Here is a 313-nt window from a genome sequence, read left to right on the forward strand (position 1 = left end):
GCGGCCGTTCCAGTATCCGGATCAGGGTAGCGTCTTGTTCGGATAGGTCTGCTGGAAGCGGTCGAGGATGGCATCGCCGTTCTTGACCAGCGTATCGAGACCTTCCTGGACGCTGACCTTGTTGGCGAAGATCGCCTGCATCTGGGTGCCGAACTCGGCGCGGATCTGGGTGAAATTGCCCAGGCGGATGCCGCGGGTGATCTCGGTCGGTTCCGAAGCGGTCAGGCTGGCGATCGCCACTTCACGTCCCTTGTAGGGCGCCTTGTCGTAGAAGCCGTTGGCTTTCATGTATTCGAAGCCGGACTTCGTCATC

At 60.4% G+C, this 313-nt stretch carries 1 pseudogene; it reads right to left on the reverse strand.

Features of this window, described 5'->3' with window-relative positions:
- Window positions 1-21 precede the first annotated feature (21 nt).
- Window positions 22-313, reverse strand: a pseudogene (locus EN807_RS34090) (glycerol 3-phosphate ABC transporter); the annotation flags it as partial.

Origin of the sequence: Mesorhizobium sp. M5C.F.Ca.ET.164.01.1.1, assembly GCF_004792125.1 — a bacterium.
In the GTDB taxonomy this organism is placed as follows: domain Bacteria; phylum Pseudomonadota; class Alphaproteobacteria; order Rhizobiales; family Rhizobiaceae; genus Mesorhizobium; species Mesorhizobium wenxiniae.